Here is a 22,429-nt window from a genome sequence, read left to right as displayed (position 1 = left end):
ACGGAACGCGGTGCTTGTCACGGGGACGGAGGCGGTTGGAATGGCGCACGGCGAGGTGCTCGGCTTCGAGGAGTACGTACGCACCCGGCAGGAGGCGCTGCTGCGCAGCGCCCGGCGGCTGGTCCCCGACCCCATCGACGCCCAGGATCTGCTGCAGACCGCGCTGGCCCGCACCTACGGCCGCTGGGACGGCATCGCGGACAAGTCCCTCGCCGATGCCTACCTCCGCCGGGTGATGATCAATACGCGGACGGAGTGGTGGCGGGCGCGCAAGCTCGAAGAGGTGCCCACCGAGCAGTTGCCCGATGCCTGCGTCGAGGACGGCAGTGACCAGCGCGCGGACCGTGCCCTGCTGATGGACGTGCTGAAGGTGCTCGCCCCCAAGCAGCGCAGTGTGGTGGTGCTGCGTCACTGGGAGCAGATGAGCACCGAGGAGACCGCTGCCGCTCTGGGCATGTCGGCGGGTACCGTGAAGAGCACACTGCACCGGGCGCTGGCGCGGCTCCGTCAGGAGCTGGAGAGCCGGAACCTGCAGAGCGGTGAGCCGGCGGGCCGAGGGTTCGGCGGCCGGGTTCCGGAGGGCAGGGTTCCGGAGAGCCGGGTTCCGCAGGACGGGGCGCTGGGTCTGGGGGATCTGGACCGGGGTCTCGACACCCGTGCGCGGGAGCGCGGCACGGCCTGCGGGGTGCGGCGGCGGAGTGACGACGAGTGGGGGCAGGAGCGGTGCGCGGCCTGACAGGCCAGGGGGGCAGTCCGCGGGGCGGCCCAGGGAACGTCCCGGACGCCGGACCGGGGGGCGCGAGCCCTCCGGGCCGGCGTGTTCGCGGGTCCCGGGTGGCGGGCGCGGCGGCCATCGCCGTGTTCGCCGCCCTCGGGCTGCTCACGGGCTGCACCACGGGCGGCGGCGGGGTCAAGGACGAGGGCTCGGCCCAGGCCGAGGCGGTGGCCAACCCGAACGCGACGGGTCCCGACACGGACGGGGCGCCGAAGGACACCTCCGATGTCGACCCGGTGAAGCTGATCAAGAACGATCCGGAGGTCGACGCGCGGGTCAAGGCCGGTCTCAAGCCCTGCACCCGCGGCGACTACCCGATCGACACCACCCACGGGAACATGACCGGCGGCGCGGTGCCGGACGTGGTGGTCAATGTGATGACCTGCGCCGACGGGGTCGGTCTCGGCACCTATGTGTACCGGGCGAGCGGCACGACGTACGAGAATGTCTTCACCTCCGAGGAACCCGCGGTCTACGCGAACATCGACCGGGGCGATCTGGTGGTGACCCGGCCCGTCTACACGGAGCGCGACCCGGTGGCCTCGCCGTCCGTCGAGGAGATCACCACCTACCACTGGTCGGACGGCCGGTTCACCAAGCTGCACTGGGTGCGCAATGAACTCGGCCGGACCGCCGACGAGGACGAGTTCACCGACCCCGAGCCGACCGATCCACCCCCGAGCGAGAACTGAGAGCACCGGATGGCCGACACCCATGTGCTGTTCGTCGAGGACGACGATGTCATCCGTGAGGCGACCCAGCTCGCGCTGGAGCGGCACGGCTTCGTGGTCACCGCGATGCCGGACGGGCTCCTGGGCCTGGAGGCGTTCCGCGCGGACCGCCCGGACATCGCGCTGCTCGATGTGATGGTCCCGGGGCTCGACGGGGTGAGTCTGTGCCGGCGCATCCGCGACGAGTCGACCGTGCCGGTGATCATGCTCTCGGCGCGGGCCGACTCGATCGATGTGGTGCTGGGCCTGGAGGCCGGCGCCGACGACTATGTGACCAAGCCCTTCGACGGCGCGGTGCTGGTCGCCCGTATCCGGGCGGTGCTGCGCCGCTTCGGCCACGCGGGCGGCGGCGCTCCCGCCGACGGCGGCCAGAACGCCCAGGGCGCGCTGCTGACCTTCGGCGATCTGGAGGTCGACCCGGAGGGCATGGAGGTGCGGAAGGCGGGGGCGCCGGTCGCGCTGACGCCGACCGAGATGCGGCTGCTGCTGGAGTTCTCCTCGGTGCCCGGCACCGTTCTGTCCCGGGACAAGCTGCTGGAGCGGGTCTGGGACTACGGCTGGGGCGGTGACACCCGGGTGGTGGACGTCCATGTCCAGCGGCTGCGCACCAAGATCGGCCAGGACCGGATCGAGACGGTCCGCGGCTTCGGCTACAAGCTCAAGGCATGAGGCGAGGCATGAGCCCGGCGGGGCCGCGCGGGAGCGCGGTATGAAGCGGCTGATCCTGCGCACCGGGGTCCGCTGGAAGATCAGTATCGCCATCGCCACCGTGGGCGCGCTCATCGCGGTGGCGCTGAGCCTGGTGGTGCACAACGCCGCGCGGGTCTCGATGCTGGACAACGCCCGCGATGTGCAGCTCCAGCGCGTCCTCGTCACCCAGCAGCGGGGGTTCGACAAGCCCAAGAACAAGGACCCCCGGTACAACTTCAAGGTCAACGATCCCGCGCTGCCGGCGGAGCTGAAGCGGCTCATGGAGCAGAAGCGGCGCGGCAGCTTCGTGGAGGACCGGCACGACGGCCCGCCGGAGATCTGGGCCGCCGTCCCGCTCGCCAGCGGGGATGTGCTCTCGCTGCGCACCGAGTTCTCCGGGCGGAGCGCGGTGATCCTGGAGGATCTGGACCGGGCGCTGATGATCGGTTCGGCGTCGGTGGTCTTCGGCGGCTGTGCGCTGGGGGTGCTGATCGGCGGGCAGCTCTCGCGCCGGCTGCGGAAGGCCGCCGCGGCGGCGGCCAATGTCGCCCAGGGCCATACGGGCAGCCGGGTCCGGGACGCGATCGGCGGTTTCGTCCGCGATGAGACCGATGATCTGGCGCAGGCCATCGACGCGCTCACCGACGCCCTGAACGCGCGGATCGAGGCGGAGCGGCGGGTGACCGCCGATATCGCCCATGAGCTGCGGACCCCGGTGACGGGGCTGCTGACGGCGGCCGAGCTGCTGCCGCCCGGCCGGCCGTCGGAGCTGGTGCGGGACCGGGCGCAGGCGATGCGGACCCTGGTGGAGGACGTACTGGAGGTGGCCCGGCTGGACAGCGCGTCGGAGCGGGCGGAGCTTCAGGAGATCGCGCTCGGGGAGTTCGTCACCCGGCGGATAGCGGTGCTGAATCCGGATGTGCCGGTGCAGGTGGTGCACGAGTCCTGGGTGAACACCGACCCCCGGCGGCTGGAGCGGATTCTGCTGAATCTGCTCACCAATGCCGCGAAGTACGGCAGGTCGCCGGTGGAGGTCACGGTGGAGGGCCGGGTGGTGCGGGTCCGTGACCACGGCCCCGGTTTCCCGGACGCGCTGCTGCGCGAGGGCCCGAGCCGCTTCCGTACGGGGGCGAGCGACCGGGCGGGCACGGGCCACGGTCTGGGGCTGACGATCGCGGCGGGCCAGGCGCGGGTGCTGGGGGCGCGGCTCACGTTCCGCAACGCCGCGGCGGCGAAGGGTGCCGATCCCTCGGTGGAGAGCGGGGGCGCGATCGCGGTGCTCTGGCTGCCGGAGCACGCTCCGACGGTGAGCGGCAGCTTCCCGATGCTGCCGGCGGCGGACGGGCGGGCGGGGACGGACGGGCGGGCGGGAGCCTGAGCGGCGCGCGCGGGGCGCGGGCACCCGGGCTGAGCGGGGGCGCGGAGAGCGTACGGAGACGGGCACGGCCCCCGGTGCGGTGTGCACCGGGGGCCGTGCCCGTCTGGGTCACCGGGCCGCTGGGGAGCGCGGCGATGTGTCAGAGGGTGATGCCCTCGGAACGCAGGTGGGCGACCGGGTTCACGGCGCTGCCGTAGTTCGGGGTCGTCCGGATCTCGAAGTGGAGGTGGGGACCGCTGGAGTTGCCGGTGTTGCCGGACAGGGCGATCTGCTGACCGCCGGAGACCTGCTGGCCGATCTTCACATCCACGCGGGAGAGGTGCGCGTACTGGGAGTAGGTGTTGCTGTCGTGCTTGATCACGACGGCGTTGCCGTACGCGGGACCGTCACCGGCGCCGTTCGGGCCGGCCTTCACGACGGTGCCCGGACCCACGGACTTGACCGAGGTGCCGGTGGGGACGGCGAAGTCCTGGCCGGAGTGGTTGCTGGCCCACATGGCCCCGCCCTTGCCGTAGGTGGCGCTCAGGACGTACTGGGACAGCGGCTTGGACCAGCCACTGGCGGACTTGGCGGCGGCGACCGGCTTGGCGGTGACCTTGGTGGCGGCGGCGGCCTTGGACTGGGCCTTCGCCTGGGCCGCCACCGCGCTGGAGGTGCTGGCGGCGGCGGGCGCCGTGGCCTGCACGCCGGTCTCTGCGGCGAACGCGGCCCCTGCGCCGAGCACCGTCGACGCTCCCAGACCTGCCGCCACGACGGCGGTACGGGTACGGAGAGCGGACAGGCGGGGACGACGAGAAGTGACACGCATACGGGGGAGCCTCCGGGCAATAAGGGACCCGGCACGGGAGGCGTGCCGGGATGTGTTGGCCATCCCTTGGTAACCGATCCGCCCACTTCACCTCAAACACCCCAACTACGACATTACGTCGTAGCGGGAGCGCCGGGAATCAAACCCTTGACACCTTCTGTCCTAGATCGTCGATCTCGCTGGACATCGAGGGGAACGGATATCCGGAAACGGGTTTATCCGCATGCCGGGGCCAAGGGGGTGCCCCATCCCGCGGTGATCGGTCCCGGCTCCGTCCGCCCGGGACCAAAGTCCCGGGGCCCGGCACGGCGGGGTCCCGCGCCCGGCCCGGAAGAGTGCTCCTAGGGGGGCTAGTAGGGCCGGATCGGCCTGTGTGCCTTGTCACCGGGGGGCCCTGCGGCGCTGTGGGCCGGGTCACGCGAACACCGGCCCGAAAGTGGCCTGGGCCACTAATCTCGGGCCGGGACGAAGGGGGTTGGGGCGGATGGGGCTCAGCGCTTCGCGACGCGTGGTGGCGGTGCACGGCCGGCGGCAGGGCACCGGGGTGCTGCTCGACCCCAGACACATCCTGACCTGCGCACATGTGGTCGGAGACGGGACGACGGCGGAGGTGGTCCACCCCGAGACCGGGCAGCGGACCCGCTGTGCGGTGGTGTGGACGGGCACCGCGGACGCCACCGACGCCGCGCTGCTGCGCGGGGAGAGCGAGGTGATCCCGGCGGCCGGGCTCGGCCGGCTCCGCTGGGGCCGCCCGACCGGGGACGATCCCCTGCCCGGCTGCCAGGCCATCGGCTTCCCGCACCACCAGCGGTACGGCGGGCGCACCACCACCGGCCCGCGCGATGGGGAGGGACAGCGGTCCCGGAGGCTGGACTTCGGCCAGTACCGGGGCAGCGTCCTGCCCGTCGCGGGGCGGCTGCGGGGTGCCCTCACCTTCTGGCTCGACCACTCCCCCGGCGCGGTGCCGCCGCGCGGCCCGGTCCCGCTCGCCGGGCTCTCCGGCGCCCCCGTCTTCGCCGGTCCCGTCCTGCTGGGCATCGTCGCCCGGGTGCGGGAGACGGAGGGGCAGCAGCACCTGGAGACCGTGCCGCTGGAACCGGTCCGCAGGGCCCTTTCCGGGGAGCCGGGGCCGGAGGCGGAGGCGGAGGCGGAGGCGGAGGCCGCGCCGGGGGCGGGACGGCCGGGGCTCGTGCCCGGGCGGCCGGGAGCGGGACGGCCGGGACTGGTGCCGGGGCTGCCCCGGCTGGAGAAGGTCTCCGGCTTCGACCCCCGGGACGGCGCCTTCGAGGAGCGGTACACCGGGGCGCTCCGGGCCCAGTACGCCAAGACGGAGGTCTTCGGCATCGACGAACTCGGCATCAGCGAGTCGAGCTGGGACCTCGACACCGCCTATCTGAGCCTGGAGGCCACCCGCCCGGGGGACGAGGAGATCCTCTGGTTCACCGGCCACGGCACCCCGCAGACCGCACCGCCCGACCCCCGCCCCGGACCCCGGCGGGTGGAGGAACTCCTCGGGCTCAGCCGGCGCACCCTGCTGCGCGGCGAGGCCGGCGCGGGCAAGACCACCCTGGTGTGGTGGCTCGCCGCCCACGCCGCCTGCGGAACCCTCCCCGCCGAACTGGACCGGCTCAACGGACTGGTGCCCTTTGTCGTCCCGCTGCGCGCGGTGCGGAACCGGGGCGGCGCGTTCCCCGGCCCCGACGCCCTGGCCGAGGTCGCCGAACTCCCGGTCGGCCGCGCGCCCGAGGGCTGGGCCGAACGCGTCCTGGACTCCGGCCGCGCGCTGCTCCTCGTCGACGGCTTCGACGAACTCCCCCAGAACGCCCGCCCCCGGGCCCGCGCCTGGCTGACCGGGCTCCTGCGGCGCCACAGCGACATCGACTGCCTCGCGACCGTGCGCCCCGGCGCGGTGGAGGCCGACTGGCTCACCGGCGAGGGCTTCGCCGATCTGCTGCTCCTGCCCATGAGCGACACCGACATCGACGCCTTCGTCACCGCCTGGCACGGCGCGGCCCTGGTGGAGTACGCCGCGCTGGACCAGGCCCGTATCGACGGCGAGGCCCGGCGGCTGAACGAGCTGGAGCGGGAGCTGCACCGCGAGTTCGCCGGCCACCGCGTGCTGCGGGACCTCGCCCGCACCCCGCTGCTCTGCGCCGTCATCTGCGCGCTCCACCGCAAGCGCCGGGGCCGGCTGCCGCGCAGCCGCTGGGAGCTGTACCGGGCGACGCTCGACATGCTGCTGGGCAAGCGGGACAGCGAGCGTGGCATCGGCACCCCCGAGGGGCTGGCCATCGAGGTCGACGAACACAAACTGCTGCTCCAGCACATCGCCGTATGGCTGGTGCGCGGCGGCCAGAGCCAGCTCACCCCCGGCGAGGCCCGCACCCAGATCGAGCGGGCCGTGGCCGCCATGCCGCAACTCGCCGAACAGGGCGACTCCCAGCAGATCCTGACGCATCTGCTCAACCGCAGCGGTCTGCTCCAGCAGCGCACCGGGGACACCGTCCACTTCATCCACCGCACGTTCCAGGACTATCTGGCCGCCAAGGAGTTCGCCGACACCGACAGCGTGCGGGAGCTGTGCCTGCACGCGGACGACGAGCAGTGGCAGGACGTCGTCCGGCTGTCGGTCGGGCACTTCGAGCGGCGGGTGGGCCGGCTGATCGAGCAGCTCACCGAGGCCGGTGACAGAAACCCCGGGGGCCGCTCCGTCCACATCCTGGCCATGGAGTGCGCCGCGTCGGCCGTCTTCCTCGACGAGGGCATCCGGGCGGAGGCGGAGCGGCGGATCAGGGAGCTGATGCCGCCCCGGGACGCCCGGGAGGCCGCGGCGCTGGCCGCCGTCGGCCCGCCGGTCCTGCCGCTGCTGCCGGGCCCCTCGGGCGACTGGACGGCGGACGAGGCCGTCATCGAGACGATCGCGCTGGTGGGCGGGGAGAGCGCCATGGAACGGCTGCGGGAGTTCACCGGCCGCCCCGACCACACGGTGCGCCAGGCCCTGGTGAGCGCCTGGAGCGGTTTCCCGGCCGGGCCGTACGCCCGCGAGGTGCTCTCCCGGGTCGAACTGGACGATGTCGTCGTCCATGTCGTCAACGACGGCCAGCTGCGGGAGCTGCACCGCTGCGGGCCCGTCCCCAGGCTCTGGTTCCACGGCAACCACCGCCCGGAGGCCCTCCGGGCGCATCTGCCGCGCACCGGGCTCACCGAGCTGTCCCTCTTCAGCAACCACGAGCTGACCTCGCTGGACTTCCTGGCGGACCACCCCGGCGTGGAGGAGCTGTCGCTGGTCGAGTGCACCGGGCTCGGGTCGCTGGCGGAGCTGTCGGACCGCGTCTTCGACTGGCTGATGGTGGATCTGCGGACACTGGACCTGCCCGGCCGCCCGCCCCGCACCCGGAGCCTCTATGTCTCGGGCCGGACCGGCTTCTCGTACGGGAGTCTGCGCCGCTGGAACCGGGTGGAGCGGCTGATCCTCCCCGCGCCCGTCCATCTGCCCACGCTCATCGGGACCGTGCGGGAGCTGCCCGCGCTCACCATGCTCTGTCTGGCGTCCGGCGCCACGCTCGACCTGGGCGCGGTCCCGGAGGCCCCCGGCATCACCCATCTGCTGCTGGAGGGCCTGGGCGAGCCCCTCGACACCGCAGGGCTGGCGCGGGCCTTCCCCTCCCTCACCAGGTTCGACGCGATGGTCGCGGAAGTCCCGGAGTACACCGTCGATCTGACGGGGCTCCACCGCCTCCCCGGGCTGAGCGTCGGCATCCGCCACGAGCCCGGCACCCGGCTGACCGTGATCGGGGGCGAGTTCCTCGGCGACCGGCTGGAGGCGGGCCCCGACACCTGACCGCCCGGACGCCGCCGGGCCGCCGGGGGGGGCGTGTGGTCCGGCCGGGGGCACGGACCGGCCGGGGCGGGAGGCCGGATCGGGCCGGGCGGGGCGGGAGGCCGGATCGGGCCGGGCGGGGCGGGAGGCCGGATCGGGCCGGGCGGGGCGGGAGGCCGGATCGGGCCGGGCGGGGAAGCCGGACCGCGCCACGGGGAACACCGGGTCGTCCGCCTCCCTTTCCGGGCTCCGCCGCATCCGGGATTCTCCTTCCATGACCAGCCACGAGAGAACAACGACCGAGACCCGCCGCCCCCGCACCCGCCCCCTGCTCGGCTCCGCCGTCTGCGTCCTCGTCTCCGCCCTCACCCTCACCCTGAGCGCCCCCGCCGGGGCCGGACCCTCCGACAGCGGGCTGAAGGGAGCCGTCGACACGATCCTCGCCGACGCGCGGCTGGACGGCGGGGCGTCGAGCGTCGTCATCGCGGACGCCGTGACCGGGGAGCGGCTCTACCAGCGCGCCGGGACCGACCGGCTGATGCCCGCCTCCAACACCAAACTCCTCACCTCGGCCGCCGCCATGGCCCTCCTCGGCCCCGACCACCGGTACACCACCGAGGTGCTCTCCCCCGGCCGCCGGGACGGCTCGACGCTCCGGGGCGATCTCCATCTGCGCGGCAGCGGCGACCCCACCACCCTCCCCGGGGATTACGACCGGCTCGCCGCCGACCTCGCCGCGAGCGGAATCCAGCGCGTCACCGGACGGCTGATCGCCGACGACACCCGCTTCGACACCGAGCGCCTGGGCCGGGGCTGGGCCGGCGACGACGAGTCCTCGTACTACTCGGCGCAGATCTCGGCGCTCACCGTCGCACCCGACACCGACTACGACGCGGGCACCGTGATCGTCGAGGCGGTGCCCGGGGCGAAGGCGGGCGACCGGCCGAGGATCACGGTCACCCCGCGGACCGACTACGTACGGATCGACAACAGCGGCACCACCGTCGCCGCCGGAGGGTCCGACACCCTCGCGATCGCGCGGCGGCACGGCGGCAACACCGTCACCGTCAGCGGGAACATTCCGCTCGGCGGCAGCGCCACCAAGGAGTGGGTGACGGTCTGGGAGCCCACCGGCTACGCCGCCGCCGTCTTCTCCGACGCGCTCGCCCGCCACGGGGTGCGGATCGGGGACGACCCGCGCCTGGGCCGCCCCACCCCCGCCGGCGCGCGCGTCCTCGCCTCGCACCGGTCCATGCCGCTGCGGGAGCTGATGCGTCCGTTCATGAAGCTGTCGAACAATATGCACGCCGAGGCGCTGATCAAGACCATCGGGCACGAGACCGCGGGCCGGGGCACCTGGAGCGCCGGGCTGTCGGCCGTGAACGCCCGGCTGCGGGAGGAGGGTGTCGATACGAGCACCCTGCGCCAGGCCGACGGCTCGGGTCTGTCCCGGATGAACGTCGTCCCGGCCGAGCAGTTCGCCCGGCTGCTGCTGTCGGTGCGGGACGCCCCCTGGTACGCCGACTGGCATGCCTCCCTGCCCGTGGCCTGCGCCCCGGACCGGGCCGTCGGGGGCACCCTGCGGACCCGGATGTGCAACACCCCCGCCGCGCTCAACGCCCGCGCCAAGACCGGGTCGCTCACGGGGGCGTCGGCGCTCTCCGGCTATGTGAAGGACGCCGCCGGCCGGGAACTCGTCTACGCGATCGTCCTGAACAACTACCTCGCCCCGTCGGTGAAGAGCGTCGAGGACGCGATCGTGGTGACCCTCGCCCGCTCGGACACGGCCGCCGGCACCATCGCGTCCGTCGCGCCCCGGCCCCCGGATGCCACAAGCACCCCGGACGGCGCATCGGGCTCGGCGGATGCCCCGGGCCCGGCGGGCGCCCCGGATACCGGGACCGAGTGCGCCTGGCGGAAGCCGCGACTCTGCTGAAGGCCCCGCCGGCACCGGACGGGAAAAAAGGGGCTGCCCCGGGTCCGTACGTCTCCGTACGCATCCGGGGCAGCCCCTGTGCGGCCGTGCGGGGCACGGCCGCTCGGCCTACGCCTCCTTCGAGAGGTTCGGTCCGGCGCCGCCGGCCGCCTGCTCGATCGGCGGGACGTCGGGCAGTGCCGCCTTCTCCTCGCCGCGGAAGGTGAACTTCTTCTGGTCACCCTCGCCCTCGGAGTCCACGACCACGATGTGACCGGGGCGCAGCTCACCGAAGAGGATCTTCTCGGAGAGGATGTCCTCGATCTCCCGCTGGATCGTCCGGCGCAGCGGCCGGGCGCCCAGCACGGGGTCGTAGCCCTTCTTGGCGAGCAGCGACTTGGCCGAGGGGCTCAGCTCCAGGCCCATGTCGCGGTCCTTGAGACGCTCATCCACCTTGGCGACCATGAGGTCGACGATCTGGATGATGTCTTCCTCGGTGAGCTGGTGGAAGACGACCGTGTCGTCCACACGGTTGAGGAACTCGGGCCGGAAGTGCTGCTTCAGCTCTTCGTTGACCTTGACCTTCATCCGGTCGTAGTTCGACTTGACGTCGCCCTGCGCGGCAAAGCCCAGGTTGAATCCCTTGGAGATGTCCCGGGTCCCGAGGTTGGTCGTCATGATGATGACCGTGTTCTTGAAGTCCACGACGCGGCCCTGGGAGTCGGTCAGCCGACCGTCCTCCAGGATCTGCAGAAGGGAATTGAAGATATCGGGGTGGGCCTTCTCGACCTCGTCGAACAGGACGACGGAGAACGGCTTGCGGCGGACCTTCTCGGTGAGCTGGCCGCCCTCCTCGTATCCCACGTATCCGGGAGGGGAGCCGAAGAGCCGGGAAACCGTGTGCTTCTCGCTGAACTCCGACATGTCGAGGGAGATCAGCGCGTCCTCGTCGCCGAAGAGGAATTCGGCGAGCGTCTTGGACAGCTCGGTCTTACCCACACCGGACGGACCGGCGAAGATGAACGAGCCGCCGGGGCGCTTCGGGTCCTTCAGACCCGCCCGCGTACGGCGAATGGCCTGGGAGAGCGCCTTGATGGCGTCCTTCTGGCCGATGACGCGCTTGTGCAGCTCGTCTTCCATGCGCAGCAGCCGGGAGGACTCCTCCTCGGTGAGCTTGAAGACGGGAATGCCGGTCGCCGTGGCGAGGACCTCGGCGATCAGCTCGCCGTCGACCTCGGCGACGACGTCCATGTCGCCGGCCTTCCATTCCTTCTCGCGCTTGGCCTTCGCGGCGAGGAGCTGCTTCTCCTTGTCGCGGAGCGAGGCCGCCTTCTCGAAGTCCTGGGAGTCGATCGCCGACTCCTTGTCCCGGCGGACACCCGCGATCTTCTCGTCGAACTCGCGGAGGTCCGGCGGCGCGGTCATCCGGCGGATGCGCATCCGGGAGCCGGCCTCGTCGATCAGGTCGATCGCCTTGTCCGGCAGGAAGCGGTCCGAGATGTAGCGGTCCGCGAGGGTGGCGGCCTGGACGAGCGCCTCGTCCGTGATGGAGACCCGGTGGTGGGCCTCGTACCGGTCGCGCAGACCCTTGAGGATCTCGATGGTGTGCGGCAGCGAGGGCTCCGCGACCTGGATGGGCTGGAAGCGGCGCTCAAGGGCCGCGTCCTTCTCCAGGTGCTTGCGGTACTCGTCCAGCGTGGTGGCGCCGATGGTCTGGAGCTCACCGCGGGCGAGCATCGGCTTGAGGATGCTGGCCGCGTCGATCGCGCCCTCGGCGGCGCCCGCCCCGACGAGCGTGTGCAGCTCGTCGATGAACAGGATGATGTCGCCGCGGGTGCGGATCTCCTTGAGGACCTTCTTCAGGCGCTCCTCGAAGTCACCGCGGTAGCGGGAGCCGGCGACGAGCGCGCCGAGGTCCAGCGTGTAGAGGTGCTTGTCCTTGAGGGTCTCGGGCACCTCGCCCTTGACGATGGCCTGCGCCAGGCCCTCGACGACCGCCGTCTTGCCGACGCCGGGCTCGCCGATGAGCACGGGGTTGTTCTTGGTGCGGCGGGAGAGCACCTGCATGACCCGCTCGATCTCCTTCTCGCGCCCGATGACCGGGTCGAGCTTGGATTCGCGGGCCGCCTGGGTGAGATTCCGGCCGAACTGGTCCAGGACCAGGGAGGTCGAGGGCGTGCCCTCGGCGGGGCCGCCGGCGGTGGCGGCCTCCTTGCCTCCCGAGTACCCGGAGAGCAGCTGGATGACCTGCTGCCGGACCCGGTTGAGGTCGGCGCCCAGCTTCACGAGGACCTGGGCGGCGACGCCCTCGCCCTCGCGGATCAGGCCGAGCAGGATGTGCTCCGTGCCGATGTAGTTGTGGCCCAGCTGAAGGGCCTCGCGGAGCGACAGCTCCAGGACCTTCTTGGCACGGGGGGTGAAGGGGATGTGACCGGACGGGGCCTGCTGGCCCTGACCGATGATCTCCTCCACCTGCTGGCGGACCGCCTCGAGCGAAATCCCGAGGCTCTCCAGGGCCTTAGCGGCGACACCCTCACCCTCGTGGATAAGGCCCAGGAGGATGTGCTCGGTGCCGATGTAGTTGTGGTTGAGCATCCGGGCTTCTTCCTGAGCCAGGACGACAACCCGCCGCGCGCGGTCGGTGAACCTCTCGAACATCGTTAATCGCTCCTCAGAGCGGTCAGGCAGTAAGGGGTCGGTCCCCTCCCTGTCCTTCCGCAGCTTAGTCCCGCAAGCGGGGACCGCTCATTCCAACTGCCGACACCCGTCTGTGGCCTCCTGACCCCTGAACGCCGACAACTGCTCCAACCCGATGGTGCGAGACGATGTTCCCGCAGGCCAGACCATTAGCCCCGGCAGAAGTACGCCGATGGCGAACGTGAGACCGCCCTGCGAGCGTGTCGCCCCTCCCCACTAGGAATGTCTTACCCGCAAGCACGGACAGTCCATGCGGCGCGCACCCCGTCCCTCAGCTACGGGCGAACAACATTGCGCCCGTGTACGCATCCGGGCACCCCCCGATCCGACACCCTGTGCGAGCCATCCCCCACTCTGCGTAACTCGCGGCATCGCTCAGGAGTTCCCGGACCATGACATCGAATCCCCCGGCCGGCGCTCCGGCCGTCCCGCACCTCCCGCGCCTCCCCCAGCCCCGCTCGCCCGCCGATGACGCGTACGGGCCCTGGGCGCGGTGGTACGAGCAGACCCTCGGCTGGGCGGTGGCCGACGGCGCTCCGCCGTGGCTGCGCACCGGGCTGCGCTTCGACGTGCTGGAGGTGCCGTCCGCCGCCGGTGCGGCCGTGCTGCGCCGCGGTGTGCCCACCGGGCCCGTGGCGGCGGCCGGGGGGCGGATGCGGCTGTGGGTGGCCGCGGGCAGCGCGGAGGAGCTGCCGGGGCTGCTCGACTGGCTCCAGTGGGGCGGGATCGCGCTGGAGCTGACCGCGCTCGGAGCGGGAGGGCGGCTGGCCGCCCCGCCCCCACCCGGCGGGACCGGCTCCGGGGGGACCGCCGGCTGGCTGCGGCCCCCCGTGCCGGGTCGCGAGGTGGAGCCGACGCTTCCGGCCCTCGCCCCGTTCGGGCGCGGTACGGGAGCGGGCCGGGGCAGCAGCCCCGATCTGGCACGGCTCCTGGACGCGGTGGCGACGGAGTGCCACCGGGCCCGGTTGCTGCGGACCGCCGCGCCGCCACATGCGGAAACGACTACATGTACGAACCCGTACGAATACGCAGCGTGTGAATACTCGGCCGATTAAGAGCCCGCTGCTCAGCCGTTCGCCTTCTCGTACGCCTCGCGAACCGTGGCCGGGACGCGGCCGCGGTCGTTGACCTCGTAGCCGTTCGCCTTGGCCCACGCGCGGATTTCCGCGGTGTCCTTGTTGCCGCTCGCCGCCGCACGGCCCTTGCCGCGCCCGGAAGCCGCCCGGCCGCCCGTGCGCCGGCCGCTCTTCGCGTACGGCTCAAGGAGACCGCGGAGCTTGTCCGCATTGGCGGTGGTGAGGTCGATCTCGTAGGTCTTGCCGTCCAGCGCGAACGTCACCGTCTCGTCCGCCTCGCCGCCGTCGAGGTCATCGACAAGAAGGACCTGAACCTTCTGTGCCACCGGATTTCCTTTCATCGAAAATGCAGTACGCGGAAAGGAAACCGCTTTTCCCGGAAAAACACAAACCCTTGGCAGAGGTTCAGAACCGCGAGAACGCGGGAAACGTGCGCGATTCGGACATAGGGATCTGGCCGGTTGCCCCGGAAGTGGTGATCACAGGTGCAGAAGCATCCGGCTGTTGCCCAAGGTGTTCGGCTTCACGCGTTCGAGCCCGAGGAACTCCGCGACACCCTCGTCATAGGAACGCAGCAGCTCGGCGTAGACATCTGTGTCGACCGGGGTCTCGCCGATCTCCACGAAGCCGTGCTTGGCGAAGAAGTCGACTTCGAAGGTGAGGCAGAAAACCCGGCGGACCCCGAGCCAGCGCGCTGTGTCCAGCAGCTTGGCCAGGACCTGATGGCCGATGCCGTGGCCCTTGTAGACGGGATCGACGGCGAGAGTGCGCACTTCCGCGAGGTCTTCCCACATGACGTGGAGTGCGCCGCAACCGGCGACTGTACCGTCATCGTCGCGTTCGGCGACCCAGAACTCCTGGATCGACTCGTAAAGAGTGACGGTGGCTTTGTCGAGGAGGATGCCTTCACCCACGTACGGGTCCACGAGCCGGCGGACCGCTGCCACATCGCTGGTCCTGGCGCGGCGGACGGTGATGGCATTTGGCGCGGGATAAGACATGCGGTGACGCTATCGCCCCGGGGAGGTCCCCGCGTCGGCGGGCCGGTCGCCCGGGAGTTCGCCGTCATCTCCCGGTTCCGCGGCATCTTCCGCTTCGCCGGCGCCTTCCGGTTCCGCGCGGCCGGCTTGCGGGGTCTCGCTCACCACGTCGCCCTGAACGATACGGACCGCGGCTTGGAGCGCTTCGCGCTGCTCGGGCGACATCATCCCGAAGAAGGCGACGAGGGCGGCGGCCGGGTTGTCACTCCGGGACCAGGCTTCGTTCATGAGTGCCGCGGAGTAGGCGGCGCGGGTGGAGACCGCCGTATATCGATAGGCGCGGCCCTCGACTTCCCTGCGGACCCAGCCCTTCTGATGGAGATTGTCCATTACCGTCATGACGGTCGTGTAGGCGATGGACCGTTCCTGCTGAAGGTCTTCCAGGACTTCCCGGACGGTGACCGGCCGGTTCCATTGCCAGACCCGGGTCATGACGGCGTCTTCGAGGTCTCCCAATTGGCGGGGCACATTGCCACCATAGTGGTAGAAACCAGAATTCTCGGTAATGACATAACAAAAAGGACGTACGGACGACCGGAAGGTCTGCCGTACGTCCAGCCGCCGCGCGGCCCCGCGCGACCGCGCGGGCGGGCGGGTGTCGGGCGGGTGTAACGCGGGGGTCACTCGGCGTTGCGGGAGGGGGCGGGGGTGTGGGCGGCCTCGGCGCGGGCGATCACGGCGTCCGCGATGGCGTCTTCCTTGGCCTTGTTCGGGCCGCCCTGGCTCTTGACGATCGTCACGATCAGAGCGGTGAAGAGAGTGGCCATCACGACGGGCGGCAGCAGGGCGGATACGTAGTCCATGGCTCACAGGGTAGCTAGCCCGCGGCGCGCTGCTCCGCCGGGGGGACGGGGCGGCGGCGGGGCGGGAAGACCTCGGACGGCTTGGGGACCGGGCGTTCGCCGGGCGCGGAGGGGGTGGGCTGCGGCTTCGCCGGTTCCGGGGCGGGCCGGGGTTTGGGCTTCGGCCGGGGTTCGTCGGCGGCCCGCCCGCCGGGGAGCGCCAGCAGCCGGGTGCGCGGGGCGGGGGCGGCGCGGTGCCGCGCGGGGTGTACGGACCGGGCCCGCGCGGTCCGCTCCAGCAGGGCGGCACCGACCGGGCCGCCGCGGAGGGTGCGCAGGGCGGCGAGGTCCTCGGGGAGGGGGTCGTAGCCGGCGGCCAGGGCGTCCTGGAGCAGCTCCAGATAGCTGACGGCGGAGCCGGGGAGGGCGTGGCGGTAGCGGGCGAGGTCGGCGAGGAGGAAGTCCCGGAGGCGGGCGGCCTCGCGGGCGGCCTCGTCGAGGGAGTCGGCGAGGCGGAGGCAGTCCTGGAGAGCGGGGGCGGGGAGGGGGGTGGGGGTGGGGTGGAGGGCGACGGCGAGGGCGAGCCGGAGCACACGCAGCTCGTCTGCGCTGAGGGCCATGCCGCCGCGGGAACCGTATGGCGTGGGCATGGGGCGACGATACGTGCGAATTGCCCGTAATCGCCCTAATCCCTCCCTCGGGCGCGCCGCGCCCCCCTGCCCGGACCGCCTCCCGGCCCGGGCCCGCGCCGGTGCGGGTGTCCTGTGGCGCGGGGTCCGTCCTCAGGCGCCGGACGGGCTGAATCTGCTCGGGTCACCCGTCACCCGAGGTCCGTCCTCAAACACCCGACCGGCCGGGAATGCCCGGGCCACCCGTGGTCCGGGGTCCGTCCTCAAACGCCGGACGGGCTGAGGTTGCTCCGGGCATCCGAAGTGCGAGGGGCGGCTCTGGGCGCCCGACGGGCCAGGGATGCTCCGGGCGTCCGAAGTGCCAGGGGCGGCTCTGGGCGCCCGACGGGCCAGGGTTGCTCCGGGCGTCCGAAGTGCGAGGGGCGGCTCTGGGCGCCCGACGGGCCGGGGATGGCCGGGGCGGACGGGCCCGGGATAGCCGGGGCGGGGGGCTACATGCGGGCCAGGTTGCGTTCGTAGACCAGGCGGAGGCCGATCAGGGTGAGCCAGGGCTCGTGCTCGTCGATCTCGGAGGACTCACCGAGCACCATCGGCGCCAGCCCCCCCGTCGCGATCACCGTCACATCCTCCGGGTCCCCCGGCGCCAGCTCCTTCTTCATGCGGCGGACCACCCCGTCCACCTGCCCCGCGAACCCGTAGATGATCCCCGACTGCATCGCCTCCACCGTGTTCTTCCCGATCACACTCCGGGGTCGGGCCAGCTCGATCTTCCGCAGCTGGGCCCCCTTCACCCCGAGCGCCTCGACCGAGATCTCGATGCCGGGGGCGATCACCCCGCCCGTGTACGCCCCGGCGGTGCTCACCGCGTCGAACGTGGTCGCGGTGCCGAAGTCCACGACGATCGCCGGCCCCCCGTACAGCTCGACCGCCGCGACCGCGTTGATGATGCGGTCGGCGCCGACCTCCTTGGGGTTGTCCATCAGGATCGGCACCCCGGTCTTGATCCCGGGCTCGACCAGGACCGCCGGGACGTCCCCGTAGTAGCGCCGGGTGACCTCGCGCAGCTCGTGCAGGACCGAGGGGACGGTGGAGCAGATCGCGATCCCCTCGATCCCGTCGCCCAGCTCCACCCCGAGCAGCGGATGCATCCCCATCAGGCCCTGGAGCAGGACCGCCAGCTCGTCGGCGGTGCGGCGGGCGTCGGTGGAGATGCGCCAGTGCTCGACGATCTCCTCCCCGTCGAAGAGGCCGAGCACCGTGTGGGTGTTGCCGACGTCAATGGTCAGCAGCATCAGGCGTCCGCTCCCCTCGGCCGCAGGTCGAGACCGATGTCCAGGATCGGGGAGGAGTGGGTGAGCGCCCCGACCGCGAGATAGTCGACGCCGGTCTCCGCGTAGGCGCGGGCGTTGGCGAGGGTGAGCCGGCCGGAGGACTCCAGTACCGCGCGGCCCGCGACGAGGGCCACCGCCTCCGCGACCTGGGCCGGGGTGAAGTTGTCCAGCAGGATCAGGTCGGCGCCCGCCTCCAGCACCTCGCGCACCTGGTCCAGGGTGTCCACCTCGACCTCGATGGGCAGGTCGGGGAAGGCCGCCCGGACCGCCTTGAACGCCGGGGCGACACCGCCCGCCGCGACCACGTGGTTGTCCTTGACGAGCGCCGCGTCCGCGAGGGACATCCGGTGGTTGGCCCCGCCGCCGCACCGCACGGCGTACTTCTCCAGGGCACGGAGCCCGGGGGTGGTCTTGCGGGTGTCGCGGACCCGGGCCCCGGTGCCCTCCAGGGCGTCCGACCAGGCGCGGGTGGCGGTCGCGATGCCCGAGAGCCGGCAGAGGAGGTTGAGTGCGCTGCGCTCGCCGGTCAGCAGCTCACGGGTGCCGGCGGTGACGGAGAGCAGCTTCTGCCCGGCCTCGACACGGTCGCCGTCCTGGACATGGCGCTCCACCTCGAACTCGGTGGTGACGATCACCGAGAGCACGGCCTCGGCGATCTGGAGCCCCGCGACCGTACCGGCCTCGCGGGCGGTGAAGTCGCCGGTGGCGACGGCGTCCTCGGGGACGGTCGCCGCGCTGGTCACATCGGAGCCGCCGTCGAGGTCCTCACCGAGCGCCAGATGCGCGACATCCTCGACCTGTACGGGGTCGAGTCCGGCCGCGACCAGCAGTGCGGCGAGTGCCGGATCGAGCCCGCACTCGTACATCTCCTCACCGCCGGCGTCCTCGGCGCAGCCGCAGGAGTCCCCGCAGCCGAGCTGGATCAGCGGTACGTCCGCGGGAAGCGGACGGTCTTCGGGCGTGCTCACGGCTTTGGCTCCCTGGGGACGGTGGGTGGAAAGGCGGTGCCGTCGGTGCGGGCGACGACGAGCGAGCGGTCGGGTGCGGTACGGATCACCAGGTGGTGGCGCGAGCCGGGGTCGTCCCGGTCGGGGTGGTCCTCGCGCCAGTGGCAGCCGCGGGTCTCCTCGCGCTCCAGCGCGGCGGCGACCAGCACCCGGGCCACGCACAGCAGATTGGTGGTCTCCCAGGAGTCGACACCGGGCTCGGCGGCCTTGGCCGAGCCGCCCGGGGCATCCGGGGCGTCCGGGGCGTCCGGGTGGTCCGGGTGGTCCGCCGCCGCCTCCCGGTCGACCCGCTCCAGGTCGCGGGCCGCGGCCCGCAGGCTCCCGGCGGAGCGCAGGACGCCCGCTCCCTGGGACATGATCCGCTGGATGCCGGGGCGGGACTCGGGGGCGATCAGCGGCAGTACGGAGGGGTGCGCGGGGGCGGCCGGAAGGGGCGCCGGGAGGGGCGCGAGCCCGGCGATCCCGGCGGCGATGCGCTCGGCGAAGACCAGGCCCTCCAGGAGCGAGTTGGAGGCGAGCCGGTTGGCGCCGTGGACTCCCGTGCAGGCCACTTCGCCGCAGGCCCACAGCCCGGGGACGGTGGTGCGGCCGTGGAGGTCGGTGCGGACGCCCCCGGAGGCGTAGTGGGCGGCGGGCGCGACCGGGACGGGCTCGGTCACCGGATCGATGCCGTGGGCCCGGCAGGCCGCCAGGATGGTGGGGAACCGCCGCTCCCACATCTCCGCGCCGAAGTGGCGCGCGTCGAGGTACATGTGGTCCGCGCCCTGCTCGCGCATCCGCCGCATGATGGCCTTGGCGACGATGTCGCGGGGCGCGAGTTCGGCCAGCTCGTGCCGGCCGAGCATGAAGCGGGTGCCGGAGGCGTCGACGAGATGGGCGCCCTCGCCCCGTACCGCCTCGGACACCAGCGGCTGCTGGCCCTCCGCCTCCGTGCCGAGGAAGAGCACGGTGGGGTGGAACTGGACGAATTCGAGGTCGGAGACCTCCGCCCCGGCGCGCAGGGCGAGGGCGACGCCGTCGCCGGTGGAGACGGCGGGGTTGGTGGTGGCGGAGAAGACCTGGCCCATGCCGCCGGTGGCGAGGACCACGGCCGGGGCGTGGACCGCCCCGACGCCGTCGTGCTGGCCCTCGCCCATCACATGGAGGGTGACCCCGGCGGTGCGGCCCGTCGCGTCGGTGAGCAGATCCAGGACCAGGGCGTTCTCGATGGTGCGAAGACCGGCGGAGCGGACCGCCTCGACCAGGGCGCGGGAGATCTCGGCGCCGGTGGCGTCGCCGCCCGCGTGCGCTATGCGGCGGCGGTGGTGGCCGCCCTCGCGGGTGAGCGCTATCGCCCCGGTGTCCGAGGTGTCGAAGCGGGCGCCGGTGCCGATGAGCCGGCGGACGGCCCCGGGGCCCTCGGTGACCAGGGCCCGCACCGCGTCCTCGGCGCAGAGGCCGGCACCCGCGACGAGGGTGTCGGCGAGGTGCTGATCGGGGGTGTCGCCGTCGCCGAGCGCGGCGGCGATGCCGCCCTGGGCCCAGCGGGTGGAGCCGTCGTCGAGCCGCGCTTTGGTGACGACGACGGTGGTCAGCCCGGCGGCGGCGCAGCGCAGTGCGCAGGTCAGGCCGGCGACGCCGGAGCCGACCACGACGACATCGGCGGTGATGGCCCAGCCGGGGGCGGGGGCCGCCAGCCGTATGCCCGGTGCGGAGCCCGGGTTCCGGTCCGTGGTCACGAGGCGGCTCCGAAGCTGAGGGGGAGGTTGTCGATCAGCCGGGTGGTGCCGACACGGGCGGCGAGGACGAGGATCGCCTCGCCCCGGTGGCCGTCGGGCACCTCGGTGAAGGTGGCCGGGTCGATCAGCGCCAGATAGTCGAGGGTGAGGGGCGGAGTGGCGCGGGTGGCCTCCTCCAGGACGGCCCGGGCGGCGGCGCGCACCGCGTCCGCCCCGCAGGGCGCGGCCTGGGCGACGGCGGCGGCGTCGGCCGCCGCGCGGGCCTCCCCGAGCGCGGAGAGCGCGGCGGCGCGGGCGAGGGTGCCGGGGACGGCCTCCGCGCGGGCGTGCAGCGCCTCCTGTGCGGCGAGCCGGTCGCGGGCGGCGAACAGGGCCCGGGAGAGGGCGAGCGCGGTGATCCGCTCGGCGGGCGAGAGATAGCGGTTGCGGCTGGAGCGGGCCAGCCCGTCCTCCTCGCGGACGGTCTCGACGCCGACGATCTCCACCGGGAAGTTCAGATCCTGGACCATCCGGCGGACCAGGGCGAGCTGCTGGGCGTCCTTCTCGCCGAAGAAAGCCAGGTCGGCGCGGGTGAGATGGAGGAGTTTGGCGACGACGGTCAGCATGCCGTCGAAGTGGCCGGGGCGGCTGGCGCCCTCCAGCAGCTCCCCCATGGGGCCGGCGGCGATCCGGACCCGGGGCTCCCCGCCGGGGTAGATGTCGGCGGCCGACGGCGCGAAGACGATATCGGCGCCGGCGGCCCGCGCGGTGGCGAGGTCGGCGTCGAGGGTGCGCGGATAGCGGTCGAGGTCCTCGCCCGCGCCGAACTGGAGCGGGTTCACGAAGACCGTGACCGTGACGGAGCCGGTGGGGCCGACGCGGTCGCGGGCGGCGGCGATCAGGGCGGCGTGGCCCTCGTGGAGGGCGCCCATGGTCATGACGACGGCGGTACGGCCCGGTGCGGCCCGGTCGCGCAGGGCGCGGGCCAGCTCGCCGGCGGTCGGTACGAGAGTGAACTCCCGGCTGGTCCCGGTCATGGCCGTGTCTCCTCCGCCAGCACGCCGAGGAGGTCCTCGGCCAGTTCCGGTTTGAGGAGCCCGTGGGCCAGGGCCCGGTCGGCGGTGGTGCGCGCCATCGCGAGATAGCCGGGGACGGCGCCGGGGGCGTGCCTGCGCAGCTCGGCGATGTGGGCGGCGACGGTGCCGGCGTCGCCCCGGGCGACGGGGCCGGTGAGGGCGGCGTCCCCGGAGCGCAGGGCGTTGTCGAGCGCGGCGCCGAGGAGGGGGCCGAGCATCCGGTCGGGGGCGGTGACGCCGGCGGTGCGCAGCAGCTCCATCGACTGGGCGACCAGGGTCACCAGGTGGTTCGCGCCGAGGGCGAGCGCCGCGTGGTAGAGCGGGCGGGCCTCTTCCGCGATCCACTCGGGCTCCCCGCCCATCTCGATGACGAGCGCCTCGGCGGCGAGCCGCAGCTCCTCGGGCGCGGTGACGCCGAAGGAGCAGCCGGCGAGCCGCTGGACGTCCACCCCGGAGCCGGTGAAGGTCATCGCCGGGTGCAGGGCGAGCGGGAGGGCGCCCGCGCGGGTGGCGGGGGCCAGGACCTGTGCTCCGTACCGTCCTGAGGTGTGGACCAGGAGCTGACCGGGGCGGACGGCGCCGGTGTCGACGAGGCCCTCGACCAGGGCGGGCAGCGCGTCGTCGGGGACGGTGAGCAGCACCAGCTCGGCGCGGGCGAGGACTTCGGCGGGGGTGTGGAGGGGGACGCCGGGGAGCAGCTCGGCGGCCCTGCGGCGGGAGGCGTCCGAGACGCCGGAGACCGCGACGGGGCGGTGGCCGGCGAGCTGGAGCGCGGCGGCGAGCGCGGGGCCGACGCGGCCGGCGCCGACGACGCCGACGGTGAGCCGGGCGGGGCGGTCCCGCGGGTCGAGCGGTTCGTGTGGTGCGGTGGGGGTCACGCGGTGCCTTCCGTTCCAGTCCGCGGCGGGTACCGGACGATGTGCCCGTCATGCTACGCCAGCACCGCATACGCCCCACGGGTTGTCCACAGGCTGTGG

19 protein-coding genes are annotated in these 22,429 nt (G+C 72.9%); 7 read left to right on the top strand and 12 right to left on the bottom strand.

The features are described 5' to 3' along the window. The first annotated feature begins 40 nt into the window (after positions 1-40). The 4 genes from ABT122_RS20675 (at position 41) to cseC (ending at position 3,574) form a co-directional block, all read left to right on the top strand. A complete protein-coding gene (locus ABT122_RS20675) occupies positions 41-736 on the top strand; it encodes a SigE family RNA polymerase sigma factor (protein ID WP_351554028.1) in 696 nt (231 codons plus the stop codon). A 98-nt stretch (positions 737-834) separates the two neighbouring features. Further along, positions 835-1,467: a hypothetical protein gene (locus ABT122_RS20670; RefSeq protein ID WP_351554025.1), complete on the top strand. Its 633-nt coding sequence runs from the start codon at positions 835-837 to the stop codon at positions 1,465-1,467. A gap of 9 nt (positions 1,468-1,476) precedes the next feature. Continuing rightward, entirely contained in the window at positions 1,477-2,175 is a 699-nt protein-coding gene (cseB, locus tag ABT122_RS20665) for a two-component system response regulator CseB (RefSeq protein ID WP_351554022.1), read from the top strand. 40 nt (positions 2,176-2,215) lie between these two features. Next, complete coding sequence (gene cseC, locus ABT122_RS20660) at positions 2,216-3,574, top strand: two-component system sensor histidine kinase CseC (RefSeq protein ID WP_351554019.1); 1,359 nt, start codon at positions 2,216-2,218, stop codon at positions 3,572-3,574. 139 nt (positions 3,575-3,713) lie between these two features. Here cseC and ABT122_RS20655 read toward each other — a convergent pair whose 3' ends face one another. Continuing rightward, positions 3,714-4,382, bottom strand: a complete 669-nt coding sequence (locus ABT122_RS20655; protein WP_351554016.1) for a M23 family metallopeptidase — start codon at positions 4,380-4,382, stop codon at positions 3,714-3,716. Positions 4,383-4,866: 484 nt separating this feature from the next. Here ABT122_RS20655 and ABT122_RS20650 point away from each other — a divergent pair, with 484 nt between their 5' ends. Continuing rightward, positions 4,867-8,223 carry an NACHT domain-containing protein gene (locus ABT122_RS20650; protein ID WP_351554013.1) on the top strand — a complete coding sequence of 1,119 codons (3,357 nt, stop codon included), beginning with the start codon at positions 4,867-4,869 and terminating at the stop codon, positions 8,221-8,223. Positions 8,224-8,476: 253 nt separating this feature from the next. Then, entirely contained in the window at positions 8,477-10,138 is a 1,662-nt protein-coding gene (gene dacB, locus ABT122_RS20645) for a D-alanyl-D-alanine carboxypeptidase/D-alanyl-D-alanine endopeptidase (protein WP_351554010.1), read from the top strand. Positions 10,139-10,246: 108 nt separating this feature from the next. On the opposite strand, the gene ABT122_RS20640 is transcribed toward dacB, so the two are convergent. Continuing rightward, the gene (locus tag ABT122_RS20640; RefSeq protein WP_351554007.1) at positions 10,247-12,775 is read right to left on the bottom strand and encodes an ATP-dependent Clp protease ATP-binding subunit; all 2,529 of its coding nucleotides are present in this window, start codon (positions 12,773-12,775) and stop codon (positions 10,247-10,249) included. A gap of 431 nt (positions 12,776-13,206) precedes the next feature. Between ABT122_RS20640 and ABT122_RS20635 the strand changes: the two genes are divergently transcribed. Continuing rightward, positions 13,207-13,869, top strand: coding sequence for an SCO3374 family protein (locus ABT122_RS20635; protein ID WP_351554004.1), 663 nt, complete (start codon positions 13,207-13,209; stop codon positions 13,867-13,869). Positions 13,870-13,880: 11 nt separating this feature from the next. Here the strand turns inward: ABT122_RS20635 and ABT122_RS20630 are convergent, their stop codons facing one another. The 10 genes from ABT122_RS20630 to ABT122_RS20585 all read right to left on the bottom strand — a co-directional run bounded on the left by ABT122_RS20630 (position 13,881) and on the right by ABT122_RS20585 (position 22,330). Then, positions 13,881-14,216, bottom strand: coding sequence for a histone-like nucleoid-structuring protein Lsr2 (locus ABT122_RS20630; protein ID WP_351554001.1), 336 nt, complete (start codon positions 14,214-14,216; stop codon positions 13,881-13,883). Between the two features lie 153 nt (positions 14,217-14,369). Continuing rightward, a complete protein-coding gene (locus tag ABT122_RS20625; RefSeq protein ID WP_351553998.1) occupies positions 14,370-14,891 on the bottom strand; it encodes an amino-acid N-acetyltransferase in 522 nt (173 codons plus the stop codon). Between the two features lie 9 nt (positions 14,892-14,900). Beyond that, positions 14,901-15,398, bottom strand: coding sequence for a BlaI/MecI/CopY family transcriptional regulator (locus tag ABT122_RS20620; protein ID WP_351553995.1), 498 nt, complete (start codon positions 15,396-15,398; stop codon positions 14,901-14,903). Between the two features lie 152 nt (positions 15,399-15,550). After that, positions 15,551-15,733, bottom strand: a complete 183-nt coding sequence (locus ABT122_RS20615) for a hypothetical protein (protein ID WP_351553992.1) — start codon at positions 15,731-15,733, stop codon at positions 15,551-15,553. A 14-nt stretch (positions 15,734-15,747) separates the two neighbouring features. Then, positions 15,748-16,332: a hypothetical protein gene (locus ABT122_RS20610; protein ID WP_351554090.1), complete on the bottom strand. Its 585-nt coding sequence runs from the start codon at positions 16,330-16,332 to the stop codon at positions 15,748-15,750. A 500-nt stretch (positions 16,333-16,832) separates the two neighbouring features. Further along, the gene (locus ABT122_RS20605; RefSeq protein ID WP_351553989.1) at positions 16,833-17,633 is read right to left on the bottom strand and encodes a type III pantothenate kinase; all 801 of its coding nucleotides are present in this window, start codon (positions 17,631-17,633) and stop codon (positions 16,833-16,835) included. Beyond that, positions 17,633-18,640, bottom strand: a complete 1,008-nt coding sequence (nadC, locus tag ABT122_RS20600) for a carboxylating nicotinate-nucleotide diphosphorylase (protein WP_351553987.1) — start codon at positions 18,638-18,640, stop codon at positions 17,633-17,635. Before nadC ends, ABT122_RS20605 begins: the two co-directional genes overlap by 1 nt. Then, positions 18,637-20,397, bottom strand: coding sequence for an L-aspartate oxidase (locus ABT122_RS20595; protein WP_351553985.1), 1,761 nt, complete (start codon positions 20,395-20,397; stop codon positions 18,637-18,639). Before ABT122_RS20595 ends, nadC begins: the two co-directional genes overlap by 4 nt. Further along, a complete protein-coding gene (panC, locus tag ABT122_RS20590; protein WP_351553982.1) occupies positions 20,394-21,413 on the bottom strand; it encodes a pantoate--beta-alanine ligase in 1,020 nt (339 codons plus the stop codon). Before panC ends, ABT122_RS20595 begins: the two co-directional genes overlap by 4 nt. Continuing rightward, entirely contained in the window at positions 21,410-22,330 is a 921-nt protein-coding gene (locus tag ABT122_RS20585) for a Rossmann-like and DUF2520 domain-containing protein (protein ID WP_351553979.1), read from the bottom strand. The genes panC and ABT122_RS20585 overlap by 4 nt, the downstream gene beginning before the upstream one ends. Between the last annotated feature and the right edge of the window lie 99 nt (positions 22,331-22,429).

The sequence above is a fragment of the Streptomyces sp. NPDC001985 genome (assembly GCF_040296845.1).
GTDB lineage: Bacteria > Actinomycetota > Actinomycetes > Streptomycetales > Streptomycetaceae > Streptomyces.
This window is presented reverse-complemented; position numbering and strand designations above follow the sequence as displayed.